This window comes from Desulfospira joergensenii DSM 10085, assembly GCF_000420085.1.
Lineage (GTDB): Bacteria > Desulfobacterota > Desulfobacteria > Desulfobacterales > Desulfobacteraceae > Desulfospira > Desulfospira joergensenii.
Genome location: NZ_ATUG01000001.1, coordinates 1,796,972 through 1,821,680, shown reverse-complemented (window position 1 = coordinate 1,821,680; position 24,709 = coordinate 1,796,972). Strand labels below are relative to the sequence as shown.

Genomic DNA, 24,709 nt, shown 5'->3' with positions numbered 1-24,709 from the left:
CCTGCTGCGTATTGCAGGTGAAAGTCAAAAAAATCAGCTTTCCTGGCAGGGCTTGCTCCCACTTTACCCCAACTTTTGAGAGCCGTTATAAACCGGTGGAAAATCAGGAAAAGGTCTTCCTGGTTCCTTTGCGGAAGCCGAAGACAAGATAAATCAGCCAGCCGATCAAGGGGACCAGGACCACGAAGTGCCAGGCCACCTTGGCCCGGGTGGAGCCGAAGTCTTTTTTGATGATGTCGATGAGGGCCAGCATGGTCAGCACGAGGGAGAGGCCCACGGCCAGCAGGATGTACAAAAGGAGTTTGTCCATGGGGCTATCCTTCCTTGAGTCTGTCCGAGATCTTGAGCAGGGTGTCCACGTAGTAGTTGGAGTGGTTGTACCGGAACAGGACCTCATGCTGGCGCTGGCGGGGGATGCCCGGTTTCCAGCCGTGGTGCTTGAGGTAGTTGGCCACGGAAAAGATGGCGTCGTTGTGGTCAAAGAGATCTATTTTCCCGTCGGCATTGCCGTCCCGGGCCAGGCTCAGGGCATTGGAGGGCATGAACTGGGGGATGCCCATGGCTCCGGCATAGGAGCCCTTGATCTCCTCCGGGGGCAGGGCTTCCCGGTCCGTGTACCGGATCAGGGCTTTGAGTTCTTCATATCCCCATTGGGAGCGTTTCTCCACCTTTTTTAAAAAAACTTCCCGTTTGGGTTTTTTATTGTCCGGGATGGAATTCCAGATTTTTTCCCGCAGGGTATCGTCGGTGAGGGAGGCCATGGTGGCCAGGGTGTTGAGCACGGTGCGCTTGCCCAGGTAGGAGCCCAGCCTTGTCTCCACCAGGAGGATGGCCGTGATGGCGGTTTTGTCCACGCCGAATTCTTTTTCGGCCAGGTCCAGGGCCTGTTTATGGGTTTTCATGTACTCTTCGGCCCGGGCGATCGATTTTTTGGACAGGAACTGGTCATAGTCCAGGCTGGATTCGGTGTGGATAAAGAAGAGGGAAACCCCGGAAGGGTTGAAAAAAACCGATTCGCTGCTGAAAAGGGCCTTGATCTTTTCCGGATCAAATCCATCCTTGACCAGGCGGTTGGCCAGGGCATTGAGTTCGTTTCCTCCGGGAGTTTTTGAGGGATCCGGATCTGCAGCGCCGGCCGGGAGAACGAACCATAAAAAAGCAAGAATGACAAGGGGATGTAACAGAGGTTTTAGGAATGAAAATCCCATGAATATGTTATGCGCTCCTGTTGCGGTTTCACTCAACTGTTTTTTCCAACAGACTCCTTATAGCCTATTTTTTTTTTGATTGCATTAAATTTTTTGCCAAATTTTTCCAATGGAAAAGAAGAACAAAGAACAACATGATTTTCCGGCAGGGGAAAAAGAATTGTTCCTTTTATACGAAAAAAAGCCGGGCCCGGGGGAGAGAGAACCCCGGGCCCGGCTATGGAGGCACTAGACGCTTTTCAGCAGGTCCTAGATGTCGTAGTACAGGTAGAATTCATGGGGATGGGGACGGCTGATAACCGGTTTGACTTCATTTTCCATCTTATAGTCAATCCAGTAGTCAACAACATCCTTGGTGAATACATCCCCTTTGAGCAGGAACTCGTGGTCATCTTTGAGCGCTTCCAGTGCTTCTTCAAGGGAACCCGGAGCGGACGGGATTTCAGCCAGTTCTTCCGGGGGCAGATCATAGATGTTTTTGTCCATGGGATCGCCGGGATCAATCTTGTTCTGGATGCCGTCGATCATGGCCATGGTCATGGCGGAGAAGGCCATGTAGCCGTTGGCAGAGGGATCCGGGGTTCTGAACTCGATCCGTTTGGCCTTGGGAGATCCCGAGTACATGGGCAGGCGGATGGCGGCAGACCTGTTCCGGCTGGAGTAAGCCAGCTTGATGGGGGCCTCAAAACCCGGGACCAGTCTCTTGTAAGAGTTGGTGGTGGGGTTGGTGATGGCGCACAGGGCCTTGCAATGCTTCATGATACCGCCGATGGCGTAGAGGGCGTCCTGGGACATGCCGGCGTATTTGCTGCCGGCGAACAGGGGATTCCCGTCTTTCCAGAAACTCAAATGGGTGTGCATGCCGGTCCCGTTGTCTCCGTAAAGGGGCTTGGGCATGAAGGTCACGGTGTGGTCATATTTTGCCGCCACGTTTTTCAGGGCATATTTAAACCAGGCCAGATTGTCTCCCATGTTGAGCAGGGAATCAAACCGAAGGTCGATTTCAGACTGGCCGGCAGAGGCGACTTCGTGGTGCTGGCACTCCATGGCAATGCCTAAGTCTTCCAGGGTCAGCATCATCTCGGTTCTCATGTCCTGGTACTGATCGGACGGAGGCAGGGGAAAGTATCCGTGTTTGGGGCGGATCTTGTAACCCAGGTTGGGCATTTCACCGTCTCCGCTGTTCCAGTGGCCTTCGGGGGAGTCAATCTCGAAGAAGGAGGCATGGGCTTCGGAAGAATACCGGATATTGGAGAAGATGAAAAACTCGGGCTCGGGTCCGACATAGATGGTGTCACCAAGGCCTGTGCTCTTGAGATAGGCTTCCACCTTCTTGGCAATGCCCCGGGGATCCCTGGTGTAGGCTTCCTGGGTAATGGGATCGTGGATGTTGCCGATGACGGCCAGGGTGGGAACCTTGAAAAAGGGATCGATCTTGGCGGTGCCGGCTTCCGGGACAACGATCATGTCGGAGTTGTCGATGTTCTGCCATGCCCTCATGGAAGATCCGTCAAAGCCTAAGCCGTCTTCGAAGATAGATTCGGTCAGTTCGCCCACGGGTACGGAGAAGTGCTGCCAGGTTCCGATGAAGTCCATGTAGCGGATATCCACAACTTTTACGTTGTTTTCCTTTGCCATTGCAATTACGTCTGCAGGTGTCATTGTCATTCCTTTCTTAAATAGTAATTGGGTTTTGTTTTAAAGTGCTTCGGTTCCTGTTTCACCGGTTCTGACCCGGACGACCTGCTCAACAGGAACAATAAATATTTTACCGTCTCCGATCTTGCCGCTGTTGGCCGCATTTCTGACCGTTTCAATGGTCTCATCGGCCCGTTCGTCGCTGACAACGATCTCCAGTTTGATCTTGGGTACAAAATCAACCACGTATTCCGCACCCCGGTAGATCTCTTTGTGTCCCTTTTGCCGGCCGTATCCGTTGACTTCGGTAACGGTCATGCCGTAGATGCCGATCTCGCTCAGGGCCTCCTTGACATCATCCAGCTTAAAGGGCTTGATAATGGCTTCAATTTTTTTCATTTTTTACCTCCTTTGCATGTATATCTGGTAGGCTGTTCATGATGGCCGTCTTAATCTTTTCCAGTTCTTCCCGGTCTTCTATTTTCTGGTCCCCGCCCAGGTTCCTCACATAAAAGATATCAATGACCTGATCCACCTTGGTGGCCACCATGGCCACGTTGACATTGGCGCCGCTGCGGTAGAGGGCATTGGTCACGGAGAAGAGCAGGCCGGGAAAGTCATAGGTCAGCACCTCCACGATGGTAAAAAAACTGGAGGTTTCATTGTCGATCCGGACCAGGTTGGGTTTCGGGGCAATGCCGGCGGCAACGGTGATGGATTCGGGCAGTTTGCCGAGCACCCTGTCCAGGTAGTGGTCGTCTTCCAGGGCCCGGATCAGATCTTTTTCGGTTTTTTCCCATTTTTCCCGTTCAAATATTCTGTCCTTGGGCGGTTTGACCTTGAAGACGTCCAGAATATGGCTGTCCCCCAGGGAGTAGGCCTGGGAGGCGATGATATCGATGTGGTTCCGGAAAAACACCCCGGCGATCTTGGAGTAGAATCCGGGCTTGTCCCTGCCGCAGATGGAGACCGTCCGGATGTCCGAGTTGTCTTCCGATGAGATCTGCCAGGAAAAATTTCTGTCCCCCAGGTTCCGGTGCAGGTTGACGTGGTCCACGATATTCCGGGGCTCCACGTAGAGCAGATACCTTCTGGACATGGCGTCCAGAAGCTGTTTGACCTCATCCTCCCGCCAGCTTTCCCGGAGAAGGCTTAAGACATCCCGTTTTTTCCGGTCAATGATCCGCTGGGTCTTTTTGGAGGCCAGCTCCCCGGTCTTGATGATGCCCATGGTTTTCAGGAAAAGATCCTTGAGCAGGTTTTCGGTCCAGTCGTTCCAGGCCTTGGGGCCCGTGGCCTTGGAATCGGCCACCGTGAGAAGGAAGAGCATGCGCAGCAGCCGGATCTTCCCCACCTGATTGGCCAGGAAAATCGCGGTTTCCTCGTCGGAGATATCCCGGCGGGTGGCGATCTTGGCCATGAGCAGGTGGTGCTCAATGAGGAAGAGTACGTCGTTTTTTTCCGATTCATTGAATCCCAGCCGGTCCAGGATGGGAGCGGCAATCTTTGCCCCTCTTTTTGAATGCTCCTTGGCCGGGTCTGACTTCCCGATATCGTGGAGCAGGGCCGCCACCAGGAGCACATTCTTGTTTCTGACCTCCCGGAACACCCCGGAGTAGAGGTTGTGGATCATGGAGGTGCCGGGTTCCTTGAATGAGTTGACCACCTGAACGCAGCGGATGGAGTGCTTGTCCACGGGAAAGAGGTGGTAATGGTTGTACTGGATCTTGTCCTTGACCGCGGAAAACTCGGGGATGAAATGCTCCAGGATGCCCGTGGAAAGCATGACGTTAAGGACGTTGAACTCCCAGAAGGAGAGGGCCAGGATCCGTTTGAAGATCTTGACACAGGCCGGATCAGACCGGATCTCATCGTCCACCAGATGGAGGAATTCCGACACCACCCGGCGGGCTTCAATGGAGAGGGGGACCCGGGTCTGGCCGGACTCAAGAAAGATCTTGAGCAGAAGTTCCGGTTTCTGGAGGATGACCACGGTATTGGCAAAGTAGAGCCTGCGCTTGCGGATGATCAGTCCCTCGGTTCTGGCCGGACGGGAGGCCTCGGCCTCTTTCTGGGGCCGGGCCGAGGACATGATGTCCTCCACCGTGATCTGGTTCATCTGCTTGATGAACTCCATCCTGGCATGGAGTTCGCCCAGAAAGACCTCCACGTCCGAGTGGCCGGTGCGGTTTTTCCGGGGCAGAAGACCGGCCACCTCTTGCTGGTACTCAAAGTGGAGGGTGTCGCATTTCCGGTTGGTGATATAGTGGAGCCGGTTCCGGATATCCCAGAGATAGCCCAGGGACTGTTCCAGGGCCGCATATTCAAAATTGGATAAGAACCCGTAGTACTCCAGGTCCCGCCGGGTCTTGATATTGGACTTGATCTTGGCATACCAGAGCAGGGTGTGGTAATCCCTCAGGCCCCCGAATCCGGATTTCAGGTCCGGGGCCACCAGGTAGGTGGAGTCCCCGAAATCCTCAAGCCGTTTCCGCCCCTGGTCCATGAGATAGGTCATGGTTTTTTTCATGTGCTTTGAGGTCAGCTGGGCCCTGAATTTTTCCAGGAAATCAAAGTAGATCAGGGAGGCCCCGCAGAGAAACCGGGCATCCAGGACCGTCGTCAGGATGTCGAACCGTTCAAAGGACATATCAATACATTCGTCAATGGACCGGACCGCGTATCCCACTTCAAACCGGGCGTCCCACAGGGGGTAGAGCAGTTCCTGGACAAAGGCTTCCACCTCGGGAGGAATCTTTTTCTCAAACAGGATGAGCAGGTCAATGTCGGAATGGATGCACTGCTCCTGGCGGCCGTATCCGCCCAGGGCAATGATGGCAAAGGGATTGCCCGAGACCACCATCTTTCTGGCTGCGATGCTTTTCTCAAACAGGGAGTAAAAGTACTCGTCCAGAAAAGAGGTCAGGGTCTCCAGGAGATTGATCTGTTCTCCCTTGAGAAAATCCTGGATCAGATCTTCTTTTTTCTGAATGAGTCTGTCGGCCTGGGTGTTTTCCATTTCTGCTAAAATGATCTCTTCCGTATTTGAGCCGGAATCTGTTCCGGCAGGTTGATTAAAATTGCTTTCTCCGGGCAATGGATAAGCAATGGGTGTGCCAGCCTTTGGGGGACAAGGGTTTGAGCGCGCTTCATAAAAATTCGGTCTGCCGAATGGGAAAAAGCGGAAAATAAGTAACAAAAATGTCTATATTATGGCAACAATAGTTTCAAAAATGCAATTAATTAAAATCGTGTTGGTTTTTTAAAGACAAAGGAATATGGTGAGGGGGCCAGGGAAAATCCGCCTAAACAGAACAGCCAGGCAAGCAGGGGCCTGGCCGTTAATAGTATGGGTGCAGGAAGTCCTAGTCCTGATCGATTTTTCCGGGTTCGGTCTCGTCTTTTTTATTTTCAATGGGTTCTTTTGTCGCTTTCTTAAAGTTTTTAATGCCTTTGCCCAGACCGGCACCGATTTCAGGGAGCTTTCCTGCACCGAAAATAATAAGTATAATCACAAGAATGATTATCAGCTCCGGCATTCCAATTCCACCAATCATTGTCCTCTCCTAAGTTTGCATGGCTTAAAGTTAACCTGAAAACTATTACCATTAAGTTCTGTCAGTGTCAATCTTTTAGAATCCAGGTTTGGAAAATTCAAATTACATTTATGTAATATATTTATACTGGGCGAAAAAATGAACCTTTTAAATTTATCCTTGTGAAAAAATGGAAACTGGTTATTATATTTTTTCAAGTGAACGCGGTTTTTAAAGTGGAATGCCAATGGCGATTCTATAATATAATAATAGATTACGGAGATGCCGAGAATGGGTGAAACAGAATTTCAGGGTGCCAGAAAATATGTTCTGGACGCGGAGCTGGCCTCAATTGTCAATATATCCATGAAACTTGAAATGCCCCTGCTGCTCAAGGGGGAGCCGGGGACGGGAAAGACCATGCTGGCCCATGCCATAGCCGAAAGCCTTTCCATGCCCCTGATCGTCCTCAACGTGAAATCCTCCATGAAACTGGTAGAGGCCCTTTACCAGTACGACACCCTGACCCGGCTCAACGATTCCAGGTTCGGGGATTCCAAACGGGACGTGAGCAGCATCGACGAGTACATTAAAATGGGAAAGATCGGCCAGGCCTTCTGCGCCGATGAAAGAACCGTGCTTCTCATCGACGAGATCGACAAGGCAGACACGGATTTCCAGGATGACATGCTCGATGTCCTGGACCAGATGCAGTTCGATATCATTGAGACGGACCGGACGGTTCCGGCAAAGCACAGGCCCGTGATCATCATCACCTCCAACGCCAAAAAAGACCTTTCCGATCCCTTTCTGGGCCGGTGTAACTTCCACCACATCGCCTTTCCCGATCCCAAGATGATGCGCAGGATTATCGGGGTTCACTTTGAAAACATTGACGAGAAACTGGCGGACAACGCCATTCGTTCCTTTTACGCCATGCGGGACATCGAGGCCGTGGAAAAAAAACCGGCCACCCGGGAACTGATCAACTGGATCCGGGCCCTGAACGCAGACCCGGATTTCCGGGCCAAGGACCTGATCAACGGAAAGCTGCCCTTTCTGGGGGTGCTCTTTAAAAAGAGCCCGGACTATGAGCGGGCCAAGACCCTGACGGCCCGGCGGAAGCTCTTTTAAGATGTTTATCCGGTTTTTCTATATCCTGAGGGAATCGGGCATTCCCGTGTCCCCCACCTCCTTTCTCATACTCCAGAAAGCCCTGAACCAGGGCATCATCAACACCCTGGACGAGTTTTATACCTGTGCCCGGTCCATCCTGGTCAAGAGCGAACGCTATTTTGACCTCTATGACCAGGTCTTTGCCCATTACTTTGAAGGGATCCCCCTGCCCGAGGACGAGGGGTTTGAGATGGATGAGATGGCCCGGGCCATGCTGGATGAATGGCTGAAAAATCCCAGGCAGATGGCCGATGCCTTAGGGATTGACCCGGAAAAGCTCAACCGGATGTCCCCGGAAGAGCTCATCGACTATTTCAAGGAGAGGCTCAAAGACCAGGACGGGCGCCATGACGGGGGCGGAAAGTGGATCGGCACCGGCGGGTATTCCCCGGTGGGCCATTCCGGATACCACCCCGGCGGCATGCGGGTGGGGGGGCAGTCCCGGAACAAGTCCGCAGTCAAGGTGGCCAATGAACGGCGGTACAAGGATTATTCCACCTCGGGCCCCCTGACCCAGGCCCGGATCGGAGAGGCCCTGAAACGGCTGAGAAATCTGGTCCCGACCGGCCCCAGGGATCAGATTAATGTGGATGAAACCATAAAAGAGACCATGCGCAATGCCGGCGAGATCGAGCTGATCTTTGACCGGGCCATGAAAGACCGGCTGAAAGTTATCCTGGCCATAGACAACGGCGGCTGGTCCATGGATCCGTACATCCAGGTGGTCCAGACCCTGTTTGACTATGCAAGATCCCAGTTCAAGGAAGTGAAGACCTATTTCTTCCACAACACCGTCTACGATTATCTCTGGGAAGATCCGGCCCGGTATAAAAAACCCAGGAAGATCATGGAGTTTAGCAGGCTGGACCCGGAAACCCGCCTGGTCATTGTCGGGGATGCCAGCATGGCACCCTATGAACTCATGGCCCATGACGGCTCCATTCACATCACCGAGCGCAGCGGAAGACCCTCCATTGAGCAGCTCCGCTTCCTGGCGGACACCTTTTCCCATTCGGTCTGGCTCAACCCGGTGGCGGAGCGGATGTGGGGATATACCCATACCATCATGACCATTTCTTCTATTTTTCCCATGTTTGAGCTGTCCCTGGATGGGTTGGAAAAGGCGGTCACCCGCCTCATGGAAAAATAACCCGACAGGGAGCCGCCGGAAATAGCTGTCTGAGCATACTTTCGTCCGAACAGCGGGCAGACGGTTTGCGGTTGTCTTGCCTGCGGCGTTTCTTCAGAAAGAGCCAAAAGCCTAAAGTCAAAAGCGGGAAGGGCTTTCGGCTTTGGCCCCTTGACTTTCAGACTGTAAAATCTGTTCCGTAAAGTTTCTGGGTGTTTTCGAAGATGATTTCAGACAGGCGTTCCGGATCGGTGTTTCTGATTTCGGCCAGTCTGAGGAGTACGGATTTCACAAAGGCGGGCTCGTTGCGGCGGACCTTGTTCTTTATGGGGGCCGGGGTCAGGTAGGGGGCGTCGGTTTCGATGAGGATCCGGTCCTCGGGGATCAGGGGGGCCATCTCCCGGAGTTCCGCCCCTCTTTTCTGGATGGTCAGGATTCCCGTGATCCCGATGGAATACCCCAGATCCAGGTAGTTGAACAATTCTTCCTTTGTTCCGGAAAAGCAGTGGACCACACCGTTTCCGTTTCCTTCTGACTTGAGGATCTCGTAAAACCGTCCCCTGGAATCCCGTTCGTGGAAGATCAGGGGCAGGCCAAGGTCCGCGGCAATGCCGATCTGGGCGGAAAAACAGGTCTCCTGGTCTTTTTGGGGGGAGTACATCCGGTTGAAGTCCAGGCCGGTCTCTCCCCAGGCCCGGACACAGTCGTTGTCCCGGGCCAGGCCGGTCAGCTCGTCCAGGAGGCCGGGGGAACAATGGGAGGCATCGTGGGGATGGATTCCCGTCGAGGTGATGATATGGTTCCGGCCCCGGGCAATGGCAATGGCTTTTTGGGTGGTCTCAAGATCAATGCCCACGACCATGAGAGCCTTGACACCTTCCCGGTCTGCCCGGCCCAGGACCTCATCCAGGTCTTTGTCATAGGATTTATCGTCAATATGGCAGTGGGAGTCGAATAGGATCATAGGTTCAAGTCCAAAGTCTAAAGTCAAAAGCCCCGGCCCGGCCGTTCGGCCTTTTTAAAGATCCGTTGCCGGACATGTCAGAGCCTTCACTGTTTGGAAGAAGCCGTCTTACGGGTTTCAGTGAAGGCTCGGTGTAAGAAAAACTGTTGTCAGCACTCCTTGACACAGGCCGGTTATATCAGTAAATTCATTTTCAGTCAATTACAGACCCTGGAACGGCGGATGGATATGAACCTGGAAAACAAGAAAAAGCCGATTATCAGAATGTTTAACGTCAGCAAGCAGTACGGCGTTAAACTGGCCTTAAAGGATATCTCTCTGGAAATCCAGGAAGGGGAGTTTATCTTTGTCTCCGGTCCCTCGGGCGCAGGCAAATCCACCCTGCTCAAGGTCCTCTACCTGGCTGAAAAGGCCTCCCGGGGTCAGATCATCATCGACGGCATGAACCTGGAGCGGATCTCTCCGTCCAGGCTGCCCTTTCTTCGGCGTCGTTTCGGCATGGTGTTCCAGGATTTCAAGCTCATTCCCCAGAGGACGGTATTTGAAAATGTGGCCCTGGTCCTGGAAGCGGCCGGGCAAAAACCCTCTTTCATTAAAAAACAGGTGATGCGGGTCCTGGAAAGCACGGGAATGGAAAAAAAATCAAAGGCCCTGCCGCCCACCCTGTCCGGCGGAGAGCAGCAGCGGGTGGCCGTGGCCCGGGCCGTGGTGGGAGAGCCGGAGATCATTCTGGCGGACGAGCCCACGGGAAGCCTGGACGACAAGTCTGCCCAGCTGGTCCTGGACGCCCTGATGGAGTACCACAAAAAAGGGGCCACCGTACTCATGGCCAGCCACAATATTTTTCTGCTGGAAACCATGATCAGGGGAAGAAACATCGCCCTTGAGCAGGGGGAACTGGTGAAAACAGCGACCATGCTATAGAGGATTCCCATGACCCGATCCATCAAAAAGGCCCTGGCAGATATCCGGTCCAACCGGTTCCTGAACTTTATCACCATTGTCACCATTTCCCTGTCCATCCTCGTGGTTTCCGTGTTTGCCCTTTTCTTTGAAAATGCCAGCCGGATGATCCAGGCCTGGAACCAGAGCGGCCGGGCCATGGCCTACCTTGAACCGGAATTTTCAATCAAGGATCTGCCAGGGCTCGAAGCCAGGATCAGGGCCCTGGGCAATGTGGATGAGCTGATCTTTATTCCGAGATCCCAGGCCCTTGAAAATCTCAAAAAAGAGATGTCCGACCGCACCGGTTTTTTTGACACCCTCAAAGACAATCCACTGCCCCATGCCCTGGAAATCCGGATGAACCGGCTCGACAACTATGAGCAGGTCACGGCCTTTGCCCGGGGCATCGAAGCCCTTCCCATGGTGGAAAGCGTGGAATACGGACAGGGATGGCTGGGCCGGTTTCTCAAGATCTTTAATCTCTTTAAGACCACGGGTTATGCCATGTGCAGCCTTTTTCTCCTCATTGCCCTCTTTATCACGGCCAATACGGTCCGGCTGGCCTTCCACTCCCGGGAGATTGAGGTGGAGATCATGCGCCTGGTCGGGGCCACGGAGAGCTTCATCAAAACTCCTTTTTACGTGGAAGGGGCCATCCAGGGGTTTCTGGGAGGGGTGTTCGGACTGGGGATCCTGCTGGCCGCCTATCTGAGTATTTCATCGGGTATTGCCCGGACGCCTGCGGTTCAGGGACTGATCGACATCCGCTTTCTTTCCCTGGAAGCCGTGGCCGTTCTGATATCAAGCAGCACGTTTTTAGGTTGGTTTGGATGTTATATATCCCTGAAACAGATCTTAAAATAGTGTGTAAAGAAAACCTCACCCATCTGCGGCCCTGCTGCAGAAGTTTACCGGATTGTATGGGACTGGGCTCACGTATTTCAGTCCGCACCGGTTTTAAAATTTTTTTGGCTCTGGGCATTGTTCTCCTCAGACAGCGGTCTGGAGACAGGGGGAAAGTATTTCTTCAAAGGCAGTCGGCCTTCCTTGTATCCTGTCTGATTCTAACGGCAGTGATCTTTCTGCCCGGGCCGGGTTTCTGTTCGGAAGACAAGGTCCTGTACACCGGTGTCATCCAGACCTACCGGCTGAACCTGCGGCAGAAGCCCAACCGCCGGGCCCTGGTTCTCCTTGTCATGAAAAAGGGAGACCAGGTGGATGTCGTCGGAAAACAGGGGGGGGACGGCGGATGGCTGGTTGTCATCTTCCGGGGCGAAAAGGGATACATCCGGAACCGGCCCAAATACATCCGGCTGACGCCGGTTACCCGGCCCAAAAAAGATCCGGTCCCTGAATCCCCGGAGGCTGCCCCGGAAACAGAGTCTGCCGGATTGGAGCCGGAGGCGGCCGTTCCCGGTAAAATCCGTGAGGAAAAGGAGGCCGTGGTCTCCAGGATCGCCACCGAGGAGGAAAAAGTGGACGCCATTTCTCAGGAGGAAATGGAGATCATCGAGGGCCTGGACCAGATCGACCGGGCCTTGAACCGTTCCAGGATCAATGCGGATCAGCTCTCGGCCGAGATCCGCAACCTGGCCGAACAGATGACCCAGACGGCAGATTCCCTTGAGCGGCTGACCGGGCAGCTGGAGCAGAGCCGGGCCTATGCCGGCCAGAGGCTTAATGCCCTCTACCGCCTGGGCATGATCGGCCGGTTCGATATGACCGATATATCCGGTTCTCTGTTTGACTTTTTCGTGAAGCAGAACGCCATGAAACGCATGGTCCGTTCGGACTTTCAGATCCTCGAAGATCAGACCCGGACCCTGGCTGCCCTGGAAAAAGCCAGGGAAGACATGGCCCGGCAGACAGAGGCCAAGGCAAAGAAGGAGAAGGACCTGCGGCTCCAGATCCGGATAAAGGAAAAAGAGACCGAAAAAAAACAGGCCATCCTCGGGGAAATCCGCAGGAAAAAACAGCTCTCCCTGGCCGCCCTGGCATCCCTGAAGGAATCGGCCCGGGCCCTGGATGAAAAAATGGCCGGCTTTCTCAGTACAGAGATGGCCAGGATGGCCAGTGCCGCCTTTCCGGATCAGAAGGGCAGGCTGCCCATCCCTGCAAAGGGAGAGATCATTTCCCGGTTCGGCCCTTCAAAGACCGGGGATTACAAGGCCTTCACTTTTCAAAAAGGAATTGATATAAGGGTGGAGCGGGGCGAGCCTGTCAGGTCTGTCTTCAGGGGGGAGGTCATGTTTGCCGAATGGCTCAAAGGCTACGGCAACCTTCTGATCATCAATCATGGCGACAATTATTATACCCTTTACGCCCATGTGGAAGAGGTGTTCAAGAAAAGGGGGGAAAGGGTGGATGCGGGAGAAGTCATTGCCACGGCCGGTGATACAGGCTCCATCAAGGGACTCTGCCTTCATTTTGAAATCAGGCACCACGGCAAGCCGGTCAACCCCATGAAGTGGTTAAGAAAAGGAGCATAACACGGATGAAAATCGTATGGTCGAAAATATTTGGAACCTGGGCGCCTGTCATGGCAACGGTTCTGATTCTGACCCTTTGGGCAGGCCTTCCTGCCTCCAGCGCTGAAGAGGATACCACCTACCACTCTCTGAAGTTGTTCGTCGATGTCCTGGAAGAACTGGAAAAAAATTACGTGGACGGGGTGGATGCAGAAGACCTGATTCACAACTCCATCAAGGGAATGGTGGAAAACCTGGATCCCCATTCCAGTTTCATGCCCCCCGAGGCCTTTGACGACCTCCAGGACGATACCAAGGGGGAATTTTCCGGCATCGGCATCGTGATTACCACGAAAGACGGGATCCTCACGGTGGTCTCTCCCATTGAAGGCACACCGGCCTACCGGGCCGGCATCACGGCCGGGGACATCATCATCAAGATTGACGGGGATTCCACAAAGGGCATGGCCCTGTGGGAGGCGGTGAACAAGATGCGGGGCCCTCGGTTTGAGGAGGTTTTGATCACCATTATCCGGGACAGGGAACCGGCTCCCCTGGAGTTCAATATCAAGCGGGACATGATTCCCATGACCTCTGTCCGGTCCGTGGTTCTCAAACCCGGATACGGATACCTGAGAATTACCAATTTTCGAATGAACACCGTGGATGAGGTGGAAGACCAGCTCATCCAGCTGGAGTCTGATCCGGAGGGCCTCAAAGGGCTGATCATCGATCTGAGGGACAACCCCGGGGGACTCCTGGACCAGGCCATCAAGATTTCCGACCTTTTCCTGGACCAGGGGATCATCGTATCCATCAAGGGAAGGCAGGAGAAAAACACCCAGGTCTACAATGCCTATCCGGGAGACCGGGACAGGAAATATCCCATCGTGGTCCTGATCAACGGCGGGTCTGCCTCTGCCTCGGAGATCGTGGCCGGGGCCCTCCAGGACCACTCCAGGGCTCTGCTTCTCGGCACTCCCTCCTTTGGGAAGGGATCGGTCCAGACCGTCCGTCCCCTCAAGGACGGGTTCGGGCTCAAATATACCATTGCCCGGTATTACACCCCTTCCGGCCGGTCCATCCAGGCCAAGGGGATTGAACCCGATATCCGGGCCGTCCATGAAATCCTTGAGAAAAAGAAAGAAAAGCCCTCGGTCTTTGACCGGATGATCAAGGAAAAGGACCTGAAAAACAGCCTCGAACCTGAAAATACACAAGATTCTGAAAAAGAGGCAAAAAAAGAGGACCGGCTTCTGGACACCGGACAGCTGGGCCGGGATTCACAGATCAAAAGGGCCCTTGACATTCTTGTGAGCTACGGAGTCTTCAGTCGGTTAAATGGCAACTAGTAAAAAAGGGGGGACCCGGAAGACTCCCCCCGCAAAAAAGAAGGTCAGGGCAAACGCCGGATCCGGTAAAAAAGGGCCGGGGAAATCCAGGGGGGGGAAAAAGCCGGATATTTCCGGTGAATTCAAAAAGATCTTCCTGGGCATAGCCATCCTGGCCGCCATCTGCCTGACAACGGCCATGGTGGCGGATATCTTTTTCAGGCCCGGAACAGACCGGTTTAAATCCGGGAAAGAGCCTGAAAAGCAGACCCCTGTAAAAACAATCACCCGGGAGAGTCCCCAAAAACCTGAGCCGGAAAAAGACGGGCCCCTAAAAGTAAAAGTGGAAAACAAGACAAAGCTTGCCGGGCTCAAGGAAAAACCGGACGGTGCCATTGTCTACGAGGTTTTCAAGGGGGTGGATGAGACCCATGTCAGCAAGGACAGGCCCCGGCCCCAGGACCATATCCCCAGTATCTCCCTGATCATTGACGATATCGGTTATGACCGGCGGCTGGCCATGGCCCTGTTCGACCTGGAACCCAATATCACCTTTTCCGTCCTGCCCGGGTCCCCCTTTGGCCGCTCCCTGGCCGGGAGATTAAAGGGCAAGGGGGCCGAAATCATGCTTCATCTGCCCATGGAGCCCAGGGAATACCCCCGGATCAACCCGGGGCCCGGAGCCCTGCTGGCCTCCATGTCCCCGGACGTACTCCTGGACCAGTTGAGGAAAGACCTGGCAGAGGTGCCGGGTGCGGCCGGGGTGAACAATCACATGGGATCCAGGCTGACCGCCCAGGCAGATCAGATGAACCAGATCTTCACCATCCTGAAAAAAGAGAACCTGTTTTTTGTGGATTCAAGAACGTCCAAGGATTCCCAGTGCCGGGCATCCGCCAGGCTGTTGAGACTCCCCTATGCCCAGCGGGATGTGTTCCTGGACAACAACCAGGATGTGACCTATATCACCGGGCAGTTCAGGAAGCTGATCAAGCTGGCTGAAAAACACGGCGCTGCCATCGGCATCGGCCATCCCTATAAGGCCACCCTCCAGGCCCTTGAAAAAGAATTGCCCCGGCTGAAAGGGAAAATCCGGATCGTTCCGGCCAGCCAGATGACCGTTATCCCCGGTTGATAACCGGGCGGGTCCTGCCCGGTTTACAATTCTCCGTTTTTTCTTTTCTCTATATAATCCATGATGGAAGCCTCGATTTCAGGATCCAGGTCCGGTTTTGTCCAGGTATCCAGGCGTTGCTGAAGGTTGTCCGAGGCGACCTGGTCAATCCGCCTTCCTCCCTGTTTCTCCCATTGACGGAATTCTTTTCTGTTGAACAGCCTGGGCTGGGAAAGGGCCCGGAACCCCTTGAAGGTTGTCGGGTGACTTAAGTACTGCCCCCCGATTCCCACCTCCTTGATCGTGTCCGCGTCAATGCTCTCCGGCGTGATGATCAAGGGTTTGAGGATGTTTCGGATATTGGCGGTCACCTCTTCATCCAAAAGCCATTTTTCAAAGCTCATTGAGATATAGGATCCCATATGCCCGAAGGCGTGGTAGATAAAATTGGCCCCGTTCCGGATCACCGTGGACAGCATGAGGGAGGCTTCTGCCATGGCCTGGGCATCAGGGAAATGGGAGTCGGTGAGTCCCCCTCCGGTCCGGGAGGGGAGATTGTAAAACCGGGCCATCTGGATGGTGGCCGAGGCAATGATAACGGTTTCAGGGGTTCCCACGGGTCCGGTGGAAGTCTTCATGTCCATCTGGGACGAGGTGGAGCCGTATACCACGGGGGTTCCCGGGTTGACCAGCTGGGTCAGGAGAACGCCGGCCAGGATCTCTGCATTTCCCAATGCCAGCAGGGAGGGCAGGGAGACCGGTCCGCTGGCCCCGGCCAGGATCATGTCGGTGACGACCACGGCCTGGTTGTACCGGGCCATCTCCATGATCACTTCGGTCTGTTCTCCGGTGTACTGCAGCGGAGACATGGCATCGACCACCGCCGCGACCACGGGCCTTTCCTTGAGTTTTTCCCTGCCCCCGAAGATCCGTGCGGCCAGCTCCAGGGTGTCCGAGGCTGCCCGGCCCGATGCAGAGGCCCCGAATATGGGTTTGTCGCAGAGGGTCATATAGCCGGCCATCATATCCAGGTGAGCGGTTTCACAAGGAATATCCGTGGGCTGGACCATCAAGTAGCCCCCCATATCCACCTGATCCGAGGTCTGGATCAGCTTGCAGCAGTCAATGAAATCCTTCAGGGTGCCCGGACGCTGGGTGCCGTCGGGGCAGGCGATATTGGGGGCTCCCCCCGTGGGCAGGCAGACATAATCATCCTCTCCCACGGAGACGCTTTTTTCCGGGTTCCTGGCATGAATGGTGAATCTTGACCGGGTGGATTTCAGGGCCCTGTAAATCTGTTCTTCGGTCATGAATACCCGGTTCCCCTCGGTTTTAAATCCCCGGTCTTTAAATAACTTCAGGGCGGAATCATGATTAAAGCAGATCCCGGTGTTGGCCAGGATATCCATTGAGGCGTCATGGATCAGGGAAAGCTCTTCCCGGGTCAGGGTCTGGAAGCGGTCTATCATGGGTTTTTCCTTGTTTGGGTTCGGCCTTGTTTTCATGCTCATGGGGCAGGAGGTACGCTCCGGCTCCGGTAAAATCCAGCAAGTTGTATATACAGGGTCGTCAGGGAAAGTCAATCCAAAGAATGAAACCGGAAAGAGGCCTTTGAAAATTCCATGGATTTTTCCGGATAGGAATCATCCGGAGCTTGACAAAATTTGTTTCTACAGATAGAAACAAGGAGCGATTTACCAACCCCAACCCAGGAATCAGAGGAGAGCTTCATGCAGACAAAAATTTTTCTCGATGAACAGGACATTCCCCGTCAATGGTATAACCTTGCCGCCGACCTTCCCGGCACCATCAACCCGCCCCTGGGCCAGGACGGGAATCCCATCAGCCCGGACATGCTGTCTGCGGTATTTCCCATGAACCTCATTGAGCAGGAAGTCAGCCAGGAAAGATGGATCGACATCCCCGAGGGCATCCTGGACATGCTCTACCGGTGGCGCCCCTCTCCCCTGCACAGGGCTCTCCACCTGGAAAAGGCCCTGAACACCCCGGCCAGGATCTTCTACAAGAACGAGAGTGTATCCCCGGCCGGCAGCCACAAGCCCAATACCGCCGTGGCCCAGGCCTGGTACAATAAGGAATTCGGCATCAAACGCCTGACAACGGAAACCGGGGCCGGCCAGTGGGGCTCTGCCCTCTCCTTTGCCTGCTCCCTGCTGGGACTGGAGTGCAAGGTCTTCATGGTGAGGATCAGTTTTGACCAGAAGCCCTTCAGAAAAGTCCTCATGCAGACCTGGGGAGGGAACTGCGTGCCCAGCCCCAGCAATGAAACCGCCGTGGGACGGGAGATCCTGGCCCAGATGCCGGATACCCCGGGCAGTCTCGGCATCGCCATCAGCGAGGCCATTGAGCAGGCCGTGGGGGATGAGTCCGGCCAGACAAGGTACTCCCTGGGGTCGGTGCTCAACCATGTCATGCTCCACCAGACCATTATCGGGCTGGAAGCCAAAAAACAGCTCAAAAAAGCCGGGATCGAAAAGGTGGATACGGTCATCGGCTGCGCCGGCGGTGGCAGCAACTTCGCAGGCCTTGCCTTTCCTTTTACCTATGATAAGATCAACGGGGCCGATATTGAGATCATCCCGGTGGAACCTGCCTCCTGCCCCACCCTGACGGCCACCCCCTTTTCCTATGACCACGGGGATGTGGCCAAAATGACCCCCATGCTGCCCATGCACTCCCTGGGACACAGGTTCATCCCGGCCCCCATCCATGCCGGGGGTCTGCGGTACCACGGGATGGCGCCCCTGGTCTCCCATGCCGTGGAAGCCGGACTCATGAGCCCCATTGCCGTCAAACAGCTGGAATGCTATGAGGCAGGCCTTTTATTTGCCCGGACCGAAGGTCTGCTGGTGGCCCCGGAAACCTGTCACGCCGTTGCCGCCGCCATTAGAAGCGCCAACCAGGCCAAGGAAGAGGGAAAGGAAAAGACCATTATCTTCAATTTAAGCGGCCACGGCATGCTGGATCTGGCAGGATATGAAAAGTACATGGCCGGAGAGCTTGAGAACATTGCCCTCTCCCCCCAGGACGTGGAGGAATCCAGGAAGATCAGCCTTGAGGGACACCCGGTTCCCAAGATCTAAGGCCAGGATTTTAAATCAGAACGCCCGTCATCTTATTGATAACGGGCGTTCTGATTTATCGAAAAAGAATAGGGCGGGTCCTGGACGGACCGAACCCTTACTTCACATATCCCTCATCAATCAACATGTCCCTGCCCTGACCGGCAGCACCATTGGCAAGATCGTCAGCCCGCTCGTTTAATGCATTGCCGGCATGTCCCCTGACCCAGTGAAACTTTAATTTGGGGAAGAGTTCAACAAGATCAAGCATCCTGGCCCAGAGATCCGGGTTGAGGGCGGGTTTGCCGTCGGCTTTTTTCCAGCCTCTTTTCCGCCATCCCTTTGCCCATCCCTTGGTGATCCCGTTGATTGTGTACTGGGAGTCCGAATGAATCGTGACGCTGCTCTCCCTCAAGTCCTTGAGAATCTCCAGGGTGTTGATGACCGCCATCATCTCCATACGGTTGTTGGTGGTATGCCTGTATCCCTGGGAATACTCTTCAACTTCATTCTCCCCTTGAATGATGACAGCGCCCCAGCCGCCGGGTCCTGGATTGCCCAGGGCGGATCCGTCCGTATAAACGGTGATCTCCCCGGATGAACCCCCGGGAGTCCTGATTGGCTCGGCAGCCTCTTTTCCAATGGGGGGAATTTTTGCCGGCATCCTGTCAAAGGGATGATAGATACTTCCGGGGTGGGCCTTCTGATACTCCAGGGCCTCTTTCAAATTGGTGAAGACGGCACCGTGGCCGGTTTTTGAGGTGGATACAATATGGTATTTCATTCTGTTCCCTTAATGGGTTTGTTATTGATTTTAAAAGATTCCAGGGGAAGGTTTTCATCCAGGATCATAGAGCACTGCAAATATCAAAAAAAACGGAGATTACATAGATCTCCCGCCTTTTTACTTCAGTAGAACCATCCCGGCCACCATGCCCATGGGCACGGCCCCGGGGTCGGTCTCTTTGGCAATGACCTCCATTTCCCATCCCATGGCCCGGGTCAGTTCCAGGAAGTTCACCCCCATGCCCGACATGGACTGCCGGGCTTTTCCCGGATTCCGGCAGTCCCTGTTCCCATGGAGAACCCGGCATTCCAGATGATCCCTGCAAAGGGACTCCTTGCAGGATCCCCCGGCAAATCCCCGGGCCTTTTCACATCCGTTTTTCCTGGCAAAGGTCTCAATGGCGGCTGCGGTTTCATGGATCAGGCCCATGAGATCCATCCGTTCATTCCCCAGGAGGGATGTGGACGGCACATCGTACTTGAACACCAGGACGCTTTCATACTTTTTGATTTCAGCCCGGAACCACTCCGGCCCCTCCACATTGGGGGGACAGCTCATGGAGCGGTTGAATCCGGGGCAGCCCGGCTCCCGGCAGAATCCCGGGAATTTATCATCCACGGGGATGAGGTCCGGGGAGATGATCCTGGCGTCGCCCACACCCAGGTTCAGGGCAAATTCAATCATTTTATCCATATCTTCGGCTCTCTGTCATACTCCGGCGGTTTCAGGAATCTGTTGTGATTTTGAGCCGGTATTCCTGGAATTCAATCAGGTCCCCGGAATAGATTTTTTTCCGTTTCCGGGTTTCGATTTCATGGTTCACCCGGACCAGACCGGCGGCAATCACCTGTTTGGCCTCGCCCCCGCTCATGACAAGATTTTCAAATTTAAGGATCTTGCACAGTTCGGCCGGCTCCTTTTTCAGGACAACCTGGATCTCATCGGTCATTGAAAATCCCCCTGGGCCGTGTCCAGCCCGTGGTTTTGATATATTTTTCTTGTTTCCCGGCTGAAGAGGTGCTCAAGAAACCGGCTGCCCCAGTTTCCTCCCTCATCCACGATTCCTGCGTGAATGTGGTTGATCCGGTTCCCGGGAAGGGGGCAGGGGTTTTCCAGGGTTCCGCCCAGGGCAACCATATCAAAGAGTTCCGGGAAGATCCGCTTACAATACAGGGCCAGGTGATAATAAAGGACGGCGGCGTCTGCCCGCCCCTCTGCCACGGCCCAAGGGCCTTCCCTGTGGTGGATGCTCCCTCCCGACAGAAGGGGGATGCCTCCGGAAAGGGTCTTTCCCGGGCTCGGTTCTTCGGGAATCAGTTTTTCATCGGCCAGTGCATTGACGGTCCGGGCATATCCTGCGAAACTGACCTTTTCCTGATCCGGATTTGAGATGAAGAGAGTCCGTTTTTTTGTTTTCAAATCATGTACCGTCAGGATTTTTTTTGGGTTTCCTTTTTGAACCAGCAGGACGCAGCCCCTGCCGGAGGCAAGTCTTCTGTGGCTTTTCATCCTGCCCTGGTCTTTCAGGCGGTCCAGGATATGGGGCGGGCTGATAAAAACATGGGGACAAGCCCGGATCACAAGGTTTCCCAGGGATATGCCCCCCTGTTCCATCATTTCCAGGAGAGGTCCCGGCGGCGTGGTGGTAAAGAAGACCTTTGCCCCGGGGTTTGCCCGGCAGAAAGCCTCAATGCTCTCCTGTAAGGCCATGTGGTGATTGCCGTCGGAAAAGATGACCAGGTCGGCTTTCCCGGGGTCCCCGTGGAAATCAAGGCAGATGTTGGAGCCGGAACTTTTCCATGCCGGCATCCGGGTTTCCGGGGCAGATCTGTCACTGGGCCATTCCAGCATTTATTTTTCCTTAATCAATTTCAAATTTCATCCATTGTAGCCTGGTTTCTTATGCCGGGTAAACCCTTGATTGCCAAAAAAAGGGCAGGCCGGATTAACAACAGGGATTGAAAAAAGGATTTGTATCTGTTTCTTTGCTTTTGAGTTGGGCTCGTTTTTCCAGCTTCCCTAAAACACCATGAGCAGCCAGATCCCGCCAACGGCAATGACGGCTCCGGCCACGGCCCGGATGGATACGCTTTCCTTGTGGATAAAAATGGAAAAGGGAATGATGCAGACCGGGGTAAGGGAGAGAAATGTGGATGCCACCCCCGTGGTCAGATAATGAAGGGTCAGAAGCGAGAGGGAAACCCCGATAAAAGGGCCGATCACGGCTCCCGTGGCCGTGAGTCCGACGGCTTTTTTATCCCGGACGGCAGTCATCACCCGGCCCCATTTCCCGGTCAGGGTAAAAAAGAGGATAAAGCAGGCAAAGGCGGCAATGGCCCGGATCTGGGTGGCGGCAAAGGCATCCAGGAATCCCTGGTCCGTCTGCATCCCCACCTTGCTGAGAACATACCCCAGGGCCTGGCCCAGCATGGCGCCGATGCCGAAGATCACCCCTTTGAGGCTGGCGGATCTTCGGGTCCGTCCCCCGGGCAGGGCAGAGGGTTTTTCCAGGATGACCAGGCAGACCCCGGACAGGGTGATGAGCATGCCGATCCACTGGACCGGGGTGTAGATTTCCGCCAGAAAGACCCAGCCGACCACTGCGGCCGTGGGGGCGGACAGGCTGAAGATCAGCAGGGAGAGCCTGGGACCGAGTTCCACCAGGGCCTTGAATAGAAAAATGTCCCCCAGGAAAAATCCGATCATGCCGGAAAGGGAGAGATAGATCCAGGCATGGGCCGGGAAGTCAAGGGGAACGGGATGGCCGGTTCTGATGAAGAGCCAGGCACTGAAAAGCACCAGGGCCGTAAAGATCCGGATGATATTCACGGGCACGGCCCCCACCCGGATGGATGCGGCTTCAAAAAACTGGACGCTGACGGTCCAGCAGAGTACGGTGGTAAGGGCTATGAGTTCTCCGGTCAGGGGCATGATAAGGGTATCCTGTAAAATAAAGAATTCTAGCTAAATCACCTGGCGTGAAATTGCAAGGAAAATCAGGCTTGCCAGTCAGGGGATTCGCAATAAGATTTGCCGGCCATTGGCATGGATCTTCCACTCCATTCTCGCCGGCCTGTCCCGGCCGGCTCCTAGGATGCCGGCGTCCGGCCCCGTCCCTGGGGCCTCTTTCTCGGGCATATCCCGTTGGACCCATGCCAATGGCCTCGCGCCTTGTTAGATCAAACCCCGCAAAAATCCTTCCCACTGCGGAGCTGAAGTCCCTGCGGCCGGGCCTGGGCATTTACATGGGATGGGTCTGGGTGGCAATTTTCCGGAACTTGATAGAAAATGGCAATTCATGGTATATTGTTTCGATTTAAACTCCAACGCAGATAAGTTGACAGATATTTGTTGAAGAAAAAAGACAAACTCATATTCAGATGCCAGTCCTGCGGGGCTCAGAGCCCCAAGTGGATGGGGCGTTGCCCGGACTGCGGGGACTGGGATTCCCTGACTGAGGAAAGAAGTATCAGCACCGGGAAATCCAGAAAAAGCTTTGCGGCCAGGCCCGTGCCCATTGATTCCGTGGATGCCGGAGAGGCCCAGAGGATTATGACCGGGATAACCGAATTTGACCGGGTCCTGGGCGGGGGCATGGTGGACGGCTCCTTGATCCTCATCGGAGGGGATCCCGGCATCGGCAAATCCACCCTCATGCTCCAGGTGGTCTCTTTCTTAAGCCGGTCAGGCAAAAAATGCCTCTATGTGTCCGGAGAAGAATCCATCCGCCAGATTTCCCTGCGGGGAAAGCGGCTGGATGCAGATTCCTCCTCCCTGTTCATCGTGTCCGAGACCGATCTGGACGCCATCCTCTCCCTGGTGGAGACAAAAACTTACGATGCCGTGGTCATTGACTCCATCCAGACCGTTTTCCACCCCGAGATTGCCTCCACCCCGGGAAGCGTGACCCAGATCCGGGAGGCTTCCATGCAGTTCATGCGCCTGGCCAAGTCCACGGGCATCCCCATTTTCCTGGTGGGCCATGTGACCAAGGTGGGGGCCATTGCCGGACCTCGGATCATGGAGCACATGGTGGATACGGTGCTCTACTTTGAGGGGGACAAGAGTCATATCTTCCGGATCCTGAGGGCGGTCAAGAATCGGTTCGGCTCCACCAACGAGATCGGGGTTTTTGAGATGAGGGAAAAGGGCCTGGTCGAGGTGCCCAATCCTTCGGCGGTCTTTTTATCGGAACGCTCCACCGTGGCCCCCGGGTCCGTGGTCACCTCATGTATGGAAGGAACCCGGCCCATTCTGGTGGAGATCCAGGGTCTGGTCTCCAGCTCCGGCCTGGGCACGCCCCGGCGGACCGTCCTGGGCCTGGATGCCAACCGGGTGGCCCTGATCATGGCGGTCATGGAAAAGAGGCTGGGCATGAACCTGTCCGGCCTGGACATCTTCATGAACGTCACCGGCGGGGTAAGGATCCTGGAGCCGGCCGTAGATCTGGCCATTGCCGCTGCCCTGGCCTCTTCTTTCCTGGACAGACCCGTGCACAAGGAAACCACCCTGATCGGGGAAATCGGACTGACCGGGGAGATCCGGGCCGTCAGCCATGCCCAGGCAAGGATCAAGGAGGCGGCCAAGATGGGGTTCACCACCTGCCTGGTGCCCAGCGCCGCCATCAAGCAGCTTTCCCGGGTAAAGGGCATGACCATCGAAAGCATCAGTTTTCTCAAGGACGCCATGGAGGTATTGTTTGATGGCTAAAAAGCGGCAGGGCTCTTCAAAGGGCGCAAAGGGCGGGCAGTGGGCCGATCACCTGACCCAGCGGGCCAAGGCGGAAAATTATCCGGCAAGATCAGTATACAAGCTGGAGGAGATCCAGAAAAAATTCAAGGTCATGGGGGCCGGGGACAAGGTACTGGACCTGGGCTGCGCTCCCGGGTCCTGGCTGATCTATGCATCCAGGCAGGTGGGAAAACAGGGCCGGGTATTCGGCATCGATTTAAAGGAAATTCAGATTCCCCTTCCGGAAAATGTGACCGCAGTGCAGGACAATATCCTCAGCCTGGAGGATCCCGGGTTTTTGGAAGAGATTTCAGGCTGCCGGGTGGTTCTTTCGGACATGGCCCCGGCCACCACGGGCCGGAAAGACGTGGATGCCCTCCGGTCCTCTGAGCTCTGCCGCATGGCTCTGGAGACCGCCCAAAAGATCCTGGGGCCAAAGGGAAATTTTGTCTGCAAGATATTCCAGGGCAATGAGTTCAAGGCATTTGAAAAAGAGGTAAAAAAAAGTTTCAGGGAGTGCCGGATTTTTAAGCCGGAAAGTTGCAGAAAACAGAGTAAAGAAATATATATTATAGCAAAGGGTAAAAAATAAGGAGGAA

Annotated in this window: 23 protein-coding genes; 10 read left to right on the top strand and 13 right to left on the bottom strand. The window is 54.7% G+C overall.

The genetic code is table 11. The features are described 5' to 3' along the window. Nucleotides 1-103: 103 nt before the first annotated feature. The 6 genes from F608_RS0109200 to tatA all read right to left on the bottom strand — a co-directional run bounded on the left by F608_RS0109200 (nt 104) and on the right by tatA (nt 6,403). Entirely contained in the window at nt 104-310 is a 207-nt protein-coding gene (locus tag F608_RS0109200) for a PLDc N-terminal domain-containing protein (RefSeq protein ID WP_022665339.1), read from the bottom strand. A 4-nt stretch (nt 311-314) separates the two neighbouring features. Beyond that, on the bottom strand, nt 315-1,208 hold the full coding sequence (locus tag F608_RS0109195) for a lytic murein transglycosylase (protein ID WP_022665338.1): 894 nt from the start codon (nt 1,206-1,208) through the stop codon (nt 315-317). A gap of 249 nt (nt 1,209-1,457) precedes the next feature. Further along, nucleotides 1,458-2,870: a type I glutamate--ammonia ligase gene (gene glnA / locus F608_RS0109185; RefSeq protein ID WP_022665336.1), complete on the bottom strand. Its 1,413-nt coding sequence runs from the start codon at nt 2,868-2,870 to the stop codon at nt 1,458-1,460. Between the two features lie 36 nt (nt 2,871-2,906). Further along, nucleotides 2,907-3,245, bottom strand: a complete 339-nt coding sequence (locus F608_RS0109180; protein ID WP_022665335.1) for a P-II family nitrogen regulator — start codon at nt 3,243-3,245, stop codon at nt 2,907-2,909. After that, nucleotides 3,232-5,865, bottom strand: coding sequence for a [protein-PII] uridylyltransferase (gene glnD / locus F608_RS0109175; RefSeq protein WP_027362611.1), 2,634 nt, complete (start codon nt 5,863-5,865; stop codon nt 3,232-3,234). Before glnD ends, F608_RS0109180 begins: the two co-directional genes overlap by 14 nt. Before the next feature lie 346 nt (nt 5,866-6,211). Beyond that, complete coding sequence (tatA, locus tag F608_RS0109170) at nt 6,212-6,403, bottom strand: twin-arginine translocase TatA/TatE family subunit (protein WP_022665333.1); 192 nt, start codon at nt 6,401-6,403, stop codon at nt 6,212-6,214. 270 nt (nt 6,404-6,673) lie between these two features. Between tatA and F608_RS0109165 the strand changes: the two genes are divergently transcribed. Continuing rightward, on the top strand, nt 6,674-7,516 hold the full coding sequence (locus F608_RS0109165) for an AAA family ATPase (protein ID WP_022665332.1): 843 nt from the start codon (nt 6,674-6,676) through the stop codon (nt 7,514-7,516). A gap of 1 nt (nt 7,517) precedes the next feature. Continuing rightward, on the top strand, nt 7,518-8,708 hold the full coding sequence (locus F608_RS0109160) for a vWA domain-containing protein (RefSeq protein ID WP_022665331.1): 1,191 nt from the start codon (nt 7,518-7,520) through the stop codon (nt 8,706-8,708). Nucleotides 8,709-8,865: 157 nt separating this feature from the next. On the opposite strand, the gene F608_RS0109155 is transcribed toward F608_RS0109160, so the two are convergent. Next, nucleotides 8,866-9,651 (bottom strand): TatD family hydrolase, encoded by a 786-nt coding sequence (locus F608_RS0109155; protein ID WP_022665330.1) that lies wholly within the window; start codon nt 9,649-9,651, stop codon nt 8,866-8,868. Between the two features lie 228 nt (nt 9,652-9,879). Here F608_RS0109155 and ftsE point away from each other — a divergent pair, with 228 nt between their 5' ends. From ftsE to F608_RS34585, 5 genes are read left to right on the top strand one after another with little or no spacing between them, the layout of a single operon-like run. Next, nucleotides 9,880-10,575 (top strand): cell division ATP-binding protein FtsE, encoded by a 696-nt coding sequence (gene ftsE / locus F608_RS0109150; RefSeq protein WP_027362609.1) that lies wholly within the window; start codon nt 9,880-9,882, stop codon nt 10,573-10,575. A 9-nt stretch (nt 10,576-10,584) separates the two neighbouring features. Then, nucleotides 10,585-11,460, top strand: a complete 876-nt coding sequence (gene ftsX, locus F608_RS0109145; RefSeq protein WP_022665328.1) for a permease-like cell division protein FtsX — start codon at nt 10,585-10,587, stop codon at nt 11,458-11,460. A gap of 56 nt (nt 11,461-11,516) precedes the next feature. After that, the gene (locus tag F608_RS0109140) at nt 11,517-13,085 is read left to right on the top strand and encodes a peptidoglycan DD-metalloendopeptidase family protein (RefSeq protein ID WP_022665326.1); all 1,569 of its coding nucleotides are present in this window, start codon (nt 11,517-11,519) and stop codon (nt 13,083-13,085) included. Between the two features lie 5 nt (nt 13,086-13,090). Continuing rightward, nucleotides 13,091-14,416: a S41 family peptidase gene (locus F608_RS0109135; protein WP_022665325.1), complete on the top strand. Its 1,326-nt coding sequence runs from the start codon at nt 13,091-13,093 to the stop codon at nt 14,414-14,416. Continuing rightward, nucleotides 14,406-15,530, top strand: a complete 1,125-nt coding sequence (locus F608_RS34585) for a divergent polysaccharide deacetylase family protein (protein WP_022665324.1) — start codon at nt 14,406-14,408, stop codon at nt 15,528-15,530. Before F608_RS0109135 ends, F608_RS34585 begins: the two co-directional genes overlap by 11 nt. 23 nt (nt 15,531-15,553) lie before the next feature. Here the strand turns inward: F608_RS34585 and F608_RS0109125 are convergent, their stop codons facing one another. Beyond that, nucleotides 15,554-16,978, bottom strand: coding sequence for a trimethylamine methyltransferase family protein (locus tag F608_RS0109125; protein WP_022665323.1), 1,425 nt, complete (start codon nt 16,976-16,978; stop codon nt 15,554-15,556). A gap of 261 nt (nt 16,979-17,239) precedes the next feature. Between F608_RS0109125 and F608_RS0109115 the strand changes: the two genes are divergently transcribed. Next, nucleotides 17,240-18,613 (top strand): TrpB-like pyridoxal phosphate-dependent enzyme, encoded by a 1,374-nt coding sequence (locus tag F608_RS0109115; protein WP_022665321.1) that lies wholly within the window; start codon nt 17,240-17,242, stop codon nt 18,611-18,613. A gap of 97 nt (nt 18,614-18,710) precedes the next feature. On the opposite strand, the gene rnhA is transcribed toward F608_RS0109115, so the two are convergent. The 5 genes from rnhA to F608_RS0109085 form a co-directional block, all read right to left on the bottom strand. Further along, a complete protein-coding gene (gene rnhA / locus F608_RS0109110) occupies nt 18,711-19,376 on the bottom strand; it encodes a ribonuclease HI (protein ID WP_022665320.1) in 666 nt (221 codons plus the stop codon). Nucleotides 19,377-19,496: 120 nt separating this feature from the next. Next, on the bottom strand, nt 19,497-20,072 hold the full coding sequence (locus F608_RS0109100; RefSeq protein WP_022665319.1) for a DUF2284 domain-containing protein: 576 nt from the start codon (nt 20,070-20,072) through the stop codon (nt 19,497-19,499). A gap of 31 nt (nt 20,073-20,103) precedes the next feature. Next, nucleotides 20,104-20,328, bottom strand: coding sequence for an RNA-binding S4 domain-containing protein (locus tag F608_RS0109095; protein WP_022665318.1), 225 nt, complete (start codon nt 20,326-20,328; stop codon nt 20,104-20,106). Continuing rightward, nucleotides 20,325-21,230, bottom strand: a complete 906-nt coding sequence (locus F608_RS0109090) for a molybdate ABC transporter substrate-binding protein (protein WP_022665317.1) — start codon at nt 21,228-21,230, stop codon at nt 20,325-20,327. Before F608_RS0109090 ends, F608_RS0109095 begins: the two co-directional genes overlap by 4 nt. Nucleotides 21,231-21,398: 168 nt before the next feature. Beyond that, nucleotides 21,399-22,310, bottom strand: a complete 912-nt coding sequence (locus F608_RS0109085) for a DMT family transporter (RefSeq protein ID WP_022665316.1) — start codon at nt 22,308-22,310, stop codon at nt 21,399-21,401. A 420-nt stretch (nt 22,311-22,730) separates the two neighbouring features. Between F608_RS0109085 and radA the strand changes: the two genes are divergently transcribed. Beyond that, complete coding sequence (gene radA, locus F608_RS0109080) at nt 22,731-24,089, top strand: DNA repair protein RadA (RefSeq protein ID WP_033398088.1); 1,359 nt, start codon at nt 22,731-22,733, stop codon at nt 24,087-24,089. After that, nucleotides 24,082-24,702 (top strand): RlmE family RNA methyltransferase, encoded by a 621-nt coding sequence (locus tag F608_RS0109075; protein WP_022665312.1) that lies wholly within the window; start codon nt 24,082-24,084, stop codon nt 24,700-24,702. The genes radA and F608_RS0109075 overlap by 8 nt, the downstream gene beginning before the upstream one ends. Nucleotides 24,703-24,709 lie beyond the last annotated feature (7 nt).